Origin of the sequence: Shewanella sp. HL-SH4 (genome assembly GCF_051164845.1) — a bacterium.
Lineage (GTDB): Bacteria > Pseudomonadota > Gammaproteobacteria > Enterobacterales > Shewanellaceae > Shewanella > Shewanella glacialimarina.
The window spans coordinates 1,618,206-1,630,728 of record NZ_CP195037.1; the positions used below are offsets into that span (position 1 = coordinate 1,618,206).

The following is a 12,523-nucleotide window of genomic DNA, read 5'->3' on the forward strand; positions in this document are numbered from 1 at the left end:
ACCCAATACATGAACGACTCATTACCCATTTATAAGGTTCCACATGCAATTAAGTCAGTTAACTCAGCCCATTTTTGATCACCTTTACCATGATATTTTTGAATTTCGCAGCACATTTGACCTTCCAGTTGCTGACGAATCAAGTTTAGACAGTAAAGCAGATACCCTTCACACCTCGCTTATTATTGAAGAGTTAACTGAGCTAGCTGAGGCAGATTGTAAAGTTGAACAGGCTGATGCCATTGTTGACTCTGTATATGTCTTAATGGGTCGTTTAGTCCACTTAGGTGCGTCTCAGGTAAGTGATCGTTTAGAAATTAGTTATCTGATTGATCTATTGTTAAATGTGGCTAAAAACCGTGAAATAGATTTTATAAAATGCTGGGATGAAGTGCACTCAAGTAACATGAGTAAAGTGTGTCGCAATCAACAAGAGTTAGATGAAACGATTGCTCATTACGCCAAACAAGGCGTAGAAATTGTTGGCAGTCAAAAAGGTGAGTTTTTAATTGCTAAGTGCGCTAAAGATGTTGAAATGGCGGGTAAAACCGTTCGTCAAGGCAAGGTATTAAAGTCAGTTTATTATCGCCCAGCAGATTTAACGTCGCTAGTTAAGGGTTAAGACTGAAAGCGGTTTTTTGCTAAAACACTCGTCATGAAAATCGCAAAATAGCCAAATAAAATGCGCTTATCGTATTAACGGTAAGCGCATTTTTTGTGTTTAATTTACAAAGATAATCGCGTTGATCCTGAGCATACTAAATGCCTGCCTCACTCAGTGTCTCAACGGCAATCACTCTGGTTAGTGTAACGAGTCCAGTACTTCATGGGTACTTATTGCCTACCGCAGGGATGTTCAGGATGAACGGAATGTCGTGATCACATGGATGTAAAAGTTAGAAGGTGTCTTTTTATAAAAATTTACCCTGACCCGACTAAATTTAAACTAAGTTAAATTTTCAAGGATGTAAAAGGTAAATCCATATACAGATTATCCAGCGAGACGCCGCAAGCACGTCCATGTGGGCTTAACCAAACCAATAACATCCATGTTAAACAGCCAGTTCGGCATCCATGCCTCTCGCTCAAAAATGTTTCACTTAGTGAAACTTCGCCCTGTTTTGGATACTCGCTGGCTCATCTGCACCTGAATTATTGTCTCTTCGATTTAGCTTTATTGATGGATATGGAAAAAGCTAAATCAGAACAAAAGTTAGCTCACTTTGGGACAGAAACGCTAGAGCTAATATCCTAAAACATATGGTTTTAATCAAGATATGTATTTATGCGCTGCGCTGTTTGCAGGGCAAAAAGCGCCCATACAAAGGCGCTTTGCATTTAGGGAAAAGTCCCTTAATTAAAGTATGTAGCTAAAAGTAACAATGAACTTAAACATTTTAGTATAACTTCTTCACTAATATATAAGTTAAAATTAATTTGCATGTATCCCTCCTTATAAACGTAGGAGGCGAATTTTTACTGGAACTATTGCTTAGTTAGCCATTATTGTCTTACTATTTACATAACGACTATCCGTTGTTGATGTATATACCCAATAAATTAATACGCCTATGTTTTGATTTATTAAGTGCAGGGCAATCTCGAACATTGCCCTCACTCCCCCTCGAAACTCCAGCCATAGAAATTTCTTATAAATAATTTTTTATAGAAAACGGGTAAAACGTAAAAATATTTTCAATTAAAAAGTTTCCAAAGAAAAGAATTAACTTAATGTTTTTTAAATAATAAATTTACCTACCTAGTAATTAATCTATGTGTAAATGTTATAGGGATCACGATTAACTGCCAATAGCTTTATTAGAAAAACAGCTTGATAGCTGTCATTATCGACATTCAACTTTCAGGGGATGGGAAGTTATTGACTTATTTAAGAAATATTTCTCACAATGTGAATTATGCAAAACTTAGCCCTTTTAGGACTATTTTTAGGGTGGGATTCTACTAAAAAAGCAGTTCTACATAATCCGCAAGAAATTAGTAGGGTTAGGGTCAGGGTAAACATTTTAGGAAAGCTGATAGGCATTATTATTGAATGGCTTTCTCTTCCCTGAATAGCGCGCTCGATGATTGTGTTCAAGGTTACCCAACTTCGTCCTTAATTTTTATACTTTAATCTACTTTATAACTTTAATTCAATGTTTTAATACAAGTTATATTGGGTAGGTTAAGTCAGTCCGTGACATCAATCTAATCCATTGCCTGCCGCAGGCCTATGTGCAGATGATCCAGCGAGACGCCGCAAGCACCTCCATGTGAGCTTAACCAAAACATCCATGTTTTGGATACTCGCTGGCTCATCTGCACCCGAATTTTTCACATCTTCGATTTAACTTCATTTGTAACAATTCCATAAAAAAGCTGGGATGTCCGTTTTGAATTGAGGTCATCGAGACTCTTTATCCCGAGAACCCGTGAGCTTGGCATGGATGCCACGCTAGCTTTCGTTGGTCCAGGGATGGCCCATCGGAAGCGTTAGGATATTTTTTATATTAGGTGACAATGGCCGAAGCCGATTACAAATGAGGTTTAAAGCTGGATCGATCCCCATCGAAAACATGCGCTTTTCAGCATTTTTCGTCTGGGGCGGCAGGGTGATCCTAGAGGGTATTGCTGTTGATACCCTTTTGGCCGGTGCAGGATGGAATCCTGCGATGTTAATCCAAACGGAGTTTGGAAATACTGAAATGAAGTAAAATTGAAGAGATGAATGACCCAGTATAGATACGACTGAGGGTATCGAAAACAGAGACGTTTGGTTAAGCCGCCATTCCTGCTCTGCTAGCTTCAATCGCTGCAATCACATCTTGTGGCTTATCAACACTCAAATGAATCATCCTCATCGGCTCAGGCAACTGCCCCATACCTCCGTGGTAAATCACTGGCTTAGATAAGTTGAGGGTTAAATTAGTCTGCCCTCGTCCAATTGAGAGAACCTCAGTATCATCTTTAGTTTCAGACTTCACTTCTTGATTGAGCATGCAGGAAATATCAGCCATATCGATCACCATAAAACCCCACAAGGAATTATTGATAACAAGCTTATTACGGAGAATATATACCGAGTAGTAACGCGACACTCTATGGTTGGCCACTATCGACATCAAGGTATAACCAATGAAAGACGATACTATAATGGCCACTAATTGGCTCCACGACTGCAATAACACATAGCTGGCACTCAATGCAGCAAGACAAGCCAGCACCATAAATGCGACATGCCACCTAGAAGCGCTAATAAGCTTGATATGAGCTATTGCGGGTTGTTGATGGCGTGAAAACCAGGGAATAGCATAAAGCCAGTTGGTGGCTTCGCTAGCTAGAATAAGCGCAAGGGTTAAGCTTTTATCATCACCTTCTTGGTAGGTTTCAACTGCGCCGACTCGGGGGTCACCTTTCAGTTTTCTAACCTTAAACAGTCCCCGAATAACACTGAACATCAAGTACAATTGAATAACCAATAGCACTGCAATGATAGGGTAGCGCACCCACATCACAAACTCGAAATAATGGCTTAACTCCGCAGGGTAACTCAATCTTGCTACCAAGCTGCTTAAGCTCAATACCATGATAATTTTCCACAGCTTTTGCTGACCGACTTTGATGATGCAATACCAATACGCAATGGGTAGAAGGATAAAATAGGCGCCCGAAATAGTGCCAAGCAACCATTTCTCATTGTAGGTACTCAAGGACTCGGGTGTAAAATTCACCCCCACCACAAAACACACTAATGCTAATAGCAAAAACAGTAACCGAAACTTCACCTGTGAACGCATTTAACAATCCTTGTAGATTTAAGTACTTAGTTAGTAGGGCAATAACAATCAGCATATAGGCTAACAAATTATTAACAAATCAAAATTTGTTAATAATTGTGTTTACTGAGTCATAGATAGCAAAAAACCGCTTAATAGCGGTTTTTTGCTCGTTAACATTTAAAAACAGCTGGGATTAAATAAAGTAGTCGGCACTTAAGGTTAAAAACAATACTAATCCAGCCCAGTTATTATTTAAAAATGCTTTAAAACAAGCAGCCCGTTCACGCCTATAAATCATCCATTGCTGATAACAACTAAAGCCAATAAAAGCGATAATCCCTAGCGCATATATGAGACCACGTTCAGCTAATAAGCCCGCCATAATAAAACACCCAAGCGCGGCTAGCTGAAACAAGCCAATCCACTGTCTGTCATATCGGCCAAATAAAATAGCGGTAGATTTAATACCGACTTTTACATCATCATCCCTGTCGACCATGGCATACATGGTGTCGTAAGCCACTGTCCAGCACCAATTGGCCATAAATAGCCACCAGGCTTCAACCGGCACAGTACCTAACTGAGCCGCATAGGCCATTGGAATAGACCAGCTCCACACAATGCCTAAAAACATTTGTGGCATGTTAGTCACCCGCTTCATAAACGGATACATCACCGTTAAAACAATGCCGACAACAGAAAGTTGCACCACTAAGGTATTTAAAAGTAACACTAAAGATAATGCGGTAAGACCAAGTATCACAAACAAAGTAAGGGCTTCTTTTACACTAATCTCACCCGAAACTAGTGGTCGACTTTGGGTTCGTTCTACGTGGGCATCTAATTTTCGGTCAGCAAAATCATTAATAATACAGCCACAAGCGCGCATTATAACCACCCCAACAATAAAGATAACCAACACCTTAATGTCTGGCATTCCCTTTGCGGCCAGTAACAGCGCCATCAAACACGGCCACAATAACAGTAACGTTCCTATGGGTCTGTCAATGCGCATTAGGCGTGCATAGGCGTGCAGTTTTTGTTTCACTTAACGCTCCTTGTGCTTAACAGGCTTCGAGTTTAGCCAAGCTTACCAGCAACCATTTGCTGCCAAAGTCGCGAAAGTTAACCTGTACTCGCGCTTTTTCACCTGTGCCTTCAAAGCTTGTGACTACGCCGTCAGAGAACTTAAAATGTTTTACTTTTTGGCCAACACTGAATCCAGTGGTGTTCGCTGATGACTGACTAAAAGCAGGACTTGCCCCACGAGCTGGAAAACGCTGACTGATTGACGGCGAAACCTGTGCACGTAAACGAATTTGCTCAACGTATTGTTCTGGGATTTCGCTAATAAATCGTGATGGGCGAGCGTAATCTTCACGGCCATAAATACGTCTGGACTCGGCATAGCTGATATACAGTTTTGTCATCGCACGGGTCATACCCACATAGCAAAGACGACGTTCTTCATCTAAACGATCGCCTTCATCTAATGCCATTTTGCTGGGAAACAACCCTTCTTCCACACCCGACATAAATACCATTGGAAATTCTAACCCTTTGGCGGAATGCAAAGTCATTAATTGCACCGCATCGGTAAAGGCATCTGCCTGCCCCTCACCTGCTTCTAACGCCGCATGGGATAAAAACGCATTTAACTCGCCCATGTCTTCCAGCTCTTCTGGCATTTCAAAGCTTTTGGCAGCAGTAACTAATTCATTTAAGTTTTCTATGCGCGCTTGGGCTTTTTCGCCCTTTTCAGCTTCGTACATGGTCCGTAAACCGGATTGATTAATCACGGTATCCGTCATGCGATACAACAACATATCAGCTGTATCAGTGCGCATATTAATGATTAAGTCCATAAAGCCACGCACAGCATTAGCTGCACGACCTGCCAACACTTTTTCTTCCAATAGACGTAAACTCGCCTGCCACAAAGTTAATTGTTGTTGCCTTGCGGTAGAGCGCATAATTTCCAGAGTACGATCGCCAATACCACGGGTGGGCGTATTCACCACACGCTCAAAGGCCGCATCATCATCTTTGTTATTAATCAGTCGCATATAGCCCATTGCATCTTTAATTTCTTGACGATCAAAGAAGCGTAAGCCGCCATAAATTCGATAAGCGACACCACGGTGTAATAAGGCTTCTTCAAGTACACGGGATTGAGCGTTGGAGCGATATAAAATAGCACAGTCGCTTAAACTGCCGCCCTTTTCTTGCCAATCATTAATGCGACCAACAATAAACTTAGCTTCGTCCATTTCATTGAAGGCGCAATAAACTGAAATAGGCTCGCCATCTTTATCTTCGGTCCACAGTTTTTTGCCTAGGCGATCAGGATTGTTAGCAATTAAATCGTTAGACGCTTTGAGAATATTACCGGTCGAACGGTAGTTTTGCTCAAGTCGGACGGTTTCTGCACCGGGGAAGTCTTTTAAGAAACGGTGTAAGTTTTCAATTTGAGCGCCGCGCCAGCCGTAAATAGATTGGTCGTCATCACCGACAATCATTACATTTGCGGTATTACCTGCCAGTACGCGGATCCACGCATATTGAATCGCGTTGGTATCTTGAAACTCGTCCACTAAAATATGGCGAAATCTGTCTTGATAGTGGGCCAAAATATGCGGTTTATTCAGCCATAGCTCATGGGCGCGCAATAAAATTTCAGCAAAATCGACTAGACCCGCGCGATCACAGGACTCTTGATATATTTTGTAAATATTAAGCAGATTTTGTTCAATCGGAAAGCCACCAGCATCAATATGCTTAGGCCTTAACCCTTGGTCTTTCTTACCATTAATATAAGCCTGCGCTTGTCTTGGCGGGTATTGCTTATCGTCTAGGTTGAGGCTTTTTAAAATGCGCTTTAATAATCTGAGCTGATCGTCAGAATCAATAATCTGAAAGGTTTGCGGTAAATTTGCGTCTTGAAAATGGGTGCGTAAAATTCGATGGGCTAAACCATGGAAAGTGCCTATCCACATGCGCCCCATATTGCTGCCAACCACTTTTTCAACACGCTCACGCATTTCTGCTGCGGCTTTATTGGTAAAAGTTACCGCCAGAATAGAATATGGACTTTGCTGTTCAACCTGCATTAACCAAGCAATACGGTGAGTTAACACCCGTGTTTTTCCGCTGCCTGCGCCGGCTAATACCAGCATGTTAGATAAAGGTGCGCCGACGGCTTCGCGTTGCTTGTCATTCAGGCCGTCTAATAATGATGATACGTCCATTTTTCCTCCCAGAAATCTGCCCGCATTATAGCGCCAAACGGATACTAGATGCGATGAAAGCCCGTGGATTTATGCCCCAATATAATCTTAACTTCCTATAAAAGATCAAAAATGGCTAACTAATGTTCACTTATTGAGTCTTAAGTAGTCATAAATTGACAACAATAGACACTAAAACTACTATAATTGTTCATTTATCTAAGCGGGTTATATTAATTTGAACATCAATGATTTAGAGCTATTTATTTTGGTAGCTGAGCAAGGCAGTTTTGCTAAAGCTGCAGAATCATTGAATACCCGCCGTGCATTAGTCAGTCGCCGCATTGCTGAATTAGAAAAACAACTTGGCGCACCTTTATTCACCCGTACAACTCGGGTTATGACGCTCACATCTTCCGGAGAGTTATATTTAGAGCAAGTCGCCCCGCTACTTAAGCAACTTAAAAATGCCTCGTTTATTTTCAAAAATCGCTACAACGAAATACAAGGACGTGTTCGCATCGGCTTATTGCCTTTTGTCGATAAGATGTTAGATAAAAAAATCGCTAGTTTTGTGCATGCCTATCCACAAGTGCAATTAGATATCATGGTGATTTCAGGCGGCTATAAAGAAATACATAGATTAGAATTAGATATGGTTATTGATGTCAATCAGCAGCATGATAGCCAGTTTATCGCTAAGACATTACTCAGTTTTGAACGCAAGATTTATGCAAGCCCGAGTTACCTTGAAAAATCATCTGTGATAGAAACCGTTGATGATTTGCAGTATCAATCCTTACTAGGCTTTAGAAACACTAATGGCTTGGTTGAAGATAAATGGACGTTTCAACAAACCTCAATTACGGCTAACCACAAAGTAATTTGCACTGATTACAACTCTTTGTATAACCTGTGTTTAGGCGGTGCGGGGATTACGCTGTTACCGCAAACTATTGCTAACGAAGCGATAGCCAACCAACAATTAGTCAATGTGTTACCTGAATTGAGCGCAGGCTTTACTGACCTAAATTTAATTTACCCGCATGATGCCCACTTATCTAATGCCGCAAAAGTATTTATAGAGCACCTTACCCGTCCACTAAAATAGTTGTTATAGGTCTAGCACTCAAAAAATGCGGTTTGCTGCAAGGTGCTGAGTGCGTTTACGACACTTCACACCTTGCAACAACTGAATATTAAAATTTTATCTCTCTAATACTCATCCCATTTAGCCTAGACTCAACAACCCTTAATTAATAACAAGCTGCTGCTCTACTTCATTGGCTGCATATTGCCAATGTAAATACTGTGGCTGATTACCGTCATAAAACCAGACAACTGCCATTAAGTCGCGTTGGTGGTTTGCAACCAATAACGATTCGCTCAGTTGGCCGTTATCAAGTGCACCCCTTAATAAACACGATTCATAGTTCACGCTGATGGTTTGCCCTTGCTGCTCAAACTTATCGCACAAAGAAAAATAGCCTCTTTTTCCGCTGGCGATGTCGACGTTTATCGATAACGTAAATGCGGCTTGCAAATCAAAATCTGGATCCACAATCAAGTCATCAAGTGATGTGGGATCCGGCACAGGCTCGACAACCGGCGGAGTTGGCGGTATCGGCGGTGTAATGGTGGTAGGTGGCGTTGTTGTTGGCGGTGTGGTTGCCGGAGGCGTCACTTGAACTGCAGGTGCACTGTCACTACCGCCGCCTCCCCCACAGGCCGTTAACTGTAACAGCAGAGTTAACGTTAATAGGCCAAATAACGGCTTACTTTCACGCTTACTGTTAAATACTTCTCTTACCTTTGAGCTTAAGGTTAATCTGGTTATGTTTGCATATTTCATATCGTTCACCTTCATTGTGTATTAGGCCAATCATTGCTGATAATTACGGGCATTAATCTTCAAAAATTAATGCTTCGATGGCGGTCAGATACCAATAGGGGTTAGTTGTACCACTTGCATCTGCTGCAAAATCAACAAACTCTTGATAGCTTCCATCTAAACGCTGTTTTTCAAGTGGATGCTGCCAGGTGTCTGGCACTTCTATGGCCCAGCTCATACCATTTTTATCTTGAAAATACTGTCCAGCCGCCGCATTTGAGGCGTCATCACGTTGACCTAAAAAGGCTTGATTGAATAAATCTGTTGGCGCATGGTTTTTAAGATGAATTTCTAATGCTCGACCAGGCTCTTTACCCCCATTAATGTTTTTAGCGGCTAATCCATGATCGGTATTAGGTGTAGCGAAGATAAACGGATCGTATGGAAACTCTGGCATTTGGTCTTCATCCACCGCATTTACAAACGGTACGGTCATTTGCCAGGTCGCACGATAACTTGTGCCGCAACCAGGCTCGGTTCTGAAATATTCACAACCGTTACCGCGGGTAGCATGCTGCCAAAGGTCATCAGTAAACTTGAGCACAGCATTAGTTTGCCCCGTTTCAAGCGGAGATTGGGGTTGTTTTACCCCCTGTAATGTCCACTCAATAGCTGACTCCTGCACGTTACTGCGCGCAATACCGGGAAGTTGAACCGCAAAACCATTGTGGTACCAGGCCCCCATGGCAACCAACTGAGCATTAAATCCCACGCGACGCACTTGGTTGTTTTTTACAAACTGGGTAATACGTAATTGCATCACTACATCATTCATATCAAAGTCACCTTGATCAGGATATAAATCTTCATACGCCAATGTGGTAAAACCTGATGATGATGGATAGTAGGTCATGGTGATGCCGGTTTCAGTCACAGTAATAGGATAATCTTCTACTTCACCGTCACTGACACCGCCTGTTGGTAAAATATCTGCAACAGAACTTAATCTAAATCTTGACCAGGTTTCGCCCGGCTTTGCCCAGTTAGGCACATTGATTAATAAGGTTTGCACGCCTGCAGGCATAGCTTTGGCACTAATGATGCGGTCTTCTTGATCAAATTTGCCATCTTGGGCCCAATCAATCCACCCATTTAAAAATCCGCCTTGCCCTGAGGTAGTGACTAATAAAATCGCTTCTTCACCAATCTCAAATCCCGTGGGCATACTGACACCATCTTCATCATCAATACCATCGCTGCTATCATCAGATAAAGGAGCTGGCGAACCATCTGCTTCGTTATCATTCAATATCCCTAATGTTAATGACTCGATAATCCCGTGACGGGCACCGTTATCTGCCATTAAGGTTCCATAACTTGCTGGGGCATCTCCAAAATCGACCGCATCACCAACCGGCACTTCAGCTAAAGCACAGCGCGCACCATCATTAGAGGTTGAAGATGGCCCATATGAGAACAATTCAGCTTTAGGCGAACTCTGCTCTACATTTAATTTGTACACATTACCTGTGCCATTATTGCTTAAGTATAAATTGCCTTGTGGGTCAAAAAATTGAGCGCCAAAGGTGAAATTTGTACTGCTGCTGATCACTAGCCCTAAATTTTCAGAGCCACCGGTAGTGGGGTCAATTTTAATTAATTGCCCCTCTTTGCCATTGGTCACCGCATATAAAAAGCCATTGGTTGGATGAAAGGCAAAATCAGTAATGTTAAAGCTCGCCTGTGAATTACTGCCAGGGACTAACGTCATAGGATGGTTTTGGTCATCTAAATCGATCCGAAATAGACCCACATTTTTGCGATAACCGTACCAGGCGTTTTCTGCTAACGCCACGTCACCGACGAAGAAGTTACCCGCTGCGGCTGCGGCAGATGGCGCATCTTTGGCTAATGCTAATGGAATAACTTGGTAATCATTCCCGACTTGACCTAGGGTTTGATGCTCGTAATCCCAGCCATATAAATAATTGTCATTGAAGCTGAAACCTGTGCCATTGAGTGCACCATTAATACCCATATTATCCGACAAAGTGATATAACTGCCTGTGCCTAAATCAACTCCGTAGGCGATGGGTTTAGAGGCAGGAGTTTGAATGATAAATGCTTCGTGGGGACAAGCTTGAAAAGGTTCACTTGCCTGCGCAGATTGGGCCAATGCTAACGTTAAAGCCCCTAGGGTAAATAATCCGGATAAGGGATGACGGGTTAACTGAGTTAATGTGACTAATTTCATATTGGTGATCTCATCTTTCACTGAACGTAATATACGTACTGCACATAAGATGCCAACATTCAAAGCATTGAAATATATAGGATTATATTTAATCATTATCGATTTATCATTTTGCAAAATGCGAATAAATTGCAAAAATAGACTTAATCCTCCCAATCGAAACGGTATGGGAATAGGTAATATCACCCTAAGGGCAATAGCTCGACACTGCCCGTTATCAGAGGCGCGAGAAGTCATTGGGAAGTATTATGGAGAACATTATTGTGAGTGGAATGTGGGCTTAAATGAGAATAATAATCGGAAAAAATTTTCGTTCAGATACAGAAAATAGGCTCACAGATATGCGAGCCTATTTTTATTCATAAGATTAAAGAGGTTATGCTAAACATCATCACACAACCACTTCGCTTGCTTCGCGCATTACGCTATGGGCAAATTCCTGCGGCCCTTTGAGTATCGCTCGGCCAACCGCCGCTAAATCAAGCCACTGGTTTTCAATCGCCATATCAATATACTCAGCGGTTTCTATACCACCCACACCAATAATGCACGCCTGTAATCCCGCTTGCTTCAAGAAAGCGGCTTCTTCAACCAAGAAACCTTCACCGCGACGCTCTTTCGGGCGATTCCAACCACCAATACCAGATGAAACATCTAATATCACCACGCCAGCATCAATGAAATATTGACAGGATTCGACAATTTGAGTCTGGGTAAGCCCCTGTGGATAAAGGTCTTGCCCTGGCACTCTGACCATAATTGATAACTGGGTATGCTGCTTAATTTGTTCGATAATCTCAACGATTAACCGTGCACGATTAAGCTGAGAACCACCATATTGATCATCGCGTTGATTGGTCAGTGGTGATAAAAACTGGTTCAGGCCATAGCCATGGGCGCAATGTAGCTCAACAAAATCAAAGCCCGCCAATTCAACCCTTTTGGCAGCATCGACAAATTGCTTTTTCAATACAGCGATGTCGTTTAGTGTCATCATTTTAGGGGTAGGTAAAATACGATCATAGGCAGGAACCGTTATCCCTGATGGAGCCATTAAATCAGGGCACACATCAAGCTGCGCTTTACCGCCGCAATGGGTTAATTGCAAACCGGCTTTGGCGTCTGTTTGATGAATAGCCTTAGCAATAGCTTTAATTCCATCAATACAATCATCATCATGTACGCCCAACTGATTAGGCTCACTGCGACCTGAAAACGCTACAAAGCTATATTCAACCATCACTAATGCCGCTTGAGATTGTGCTAGATTGGCATAATGGCGCAGTGTTTTATCTGTTACCTTGCCATCAAGGGTTGAAGTTTGCGAGGCCATAGGCGCCACCACTAAGCGGTTCTTCAATATATGGTGAGCTATCGGTAAAGCAGAAAAGCGGTTCATATTTAGAATTTCGTTTTGATTGATTTTTGGTAT

At 42.0% G+C, this 12,523-nt stretch carries 8 protein-coding genes; 2 read left to right on the top strand and 6 right to left on the bottom strand.

Going from position 1 to position 12,523, the window contains the following annotated elements:
* The first annotated feature begins 43 nt into the window (after window positions 1-43).
* Window positions 44-622: a nucleoside triphosphate pyrophosphohydrolase family protein gene (locus tag ACRWQL_RS08025; RefSeq protein WP_434930582.1), complete on the top strand. Its 579-nt coding sequence runs from the start codon at window positions 44-46 to the stop codon at window positions 620-622.
* 2,155 nt (window positions 623-2,777) lie between these two features.
* On the opposite strand, the gene ACRWQL_RS08030 is transcribed toward ACRWQL_RS08025, so the two are convergent.
* The 3 genes from ACRWQL_RS08030 to uvrD form a co-directional block, all read right to left on the bottom strand.
* Window positions 2,778-3,797: a hypothetical protein gene (locus ACRWQL_RS08030; protein WP_434953012.1), complete on the bottom strand. Its 1,020-nt coding sequence runs from the start codon at window positions 3,795-3,797 to the stop codon at window positions 2,778-2,780.
* A 175-nt stretch (window positions 3,798-3,972) separates the two neighbouring features.
* Entirely contained in the window at window positions 3,973-4,827 is an 855-nt protein-coding gene (ubiA, locus tag ACRWQL_RS08035) for a 4-hydroxybenzoate octaprenyltransferase (RefSeq protein WP_434953013.1), read from the bottom strand.
* A gap of 16 nt (window positions 4,828-4,843) precedes the next feature.
* A complete protein-coding gene (gene uvrD / locus ACRWQL_RS08040; protein ID WP_434953016.1) occupies window positions 4,844-7,027 on the bottom strand; it encodes a DNA helicase II in 2,184 nt (727 codons plus the stop codon).
* A gap of 217 nt (window positions 7,028-7,244) precedes the next feature.
* On the opposite strand from uvrD, the gene ACRWQL_RS08045 reads away from it, so the two are divergent.
* Entirely contained in the window at window positions 7,245-8,117 is an 873-nt protein-coding gene (locus ACRWQL_RS08045; protein WP_434953019.1) for a LysR family transcriptional regulator, read from the top strand.
* Window positions 8,118-8,258: 141 nt separating this feature from the next.
* Here ACRWQL_RS08045 and ACRWQL_RS08050 read toward each other — a convergent pair whose 3' ends face one another.
* The 3 genes from ACRWQL_RS08050 to ACRWQL_RS08060 form a co-directional block, all read right to left on the bottom strand.
* Window positions 8,259-8,858, bottom strand: coding sequence for a hypothetical protein (locus ACRWQL_RS08050; RefSeq protein WP_434953021.1), 600 nt, complete (start codon window positions 8,856-8,858; stop codon window positions 8,259-8,261).
* A gap of 52 nt (window positions 8,859-8,910) precedes the next feature.
* Window positions 8,911-11,187 (bottom strand): LruC domain-containing protein, encoded by a 2,277-nt coding sequence (locus tag ACRWQL_RS08055; RefSeq protein WP_434953023.1) that lies wholly within the window; start codon window positions 11,185-11,187, stop codon window positions 8,911-8,913.
* Between the two features lie 295 nt (window positions 11,188-11,482).
* The gene (locus ACRWQL_RS08060; RefSeq protein ID WP_434953025.1) at window positions 11,483-12,490 is read right to left on the bottom strand and encodes an NADH:flavin oxidoreductase; all 1,008 of its coding nucleotides are present in this window, start codon (window positions 12,488-12,490) and stop codon (window positions 11,483-11,485) included.
* Window positions 12,491-12,523: the final 33 nt, after the last annotated feature.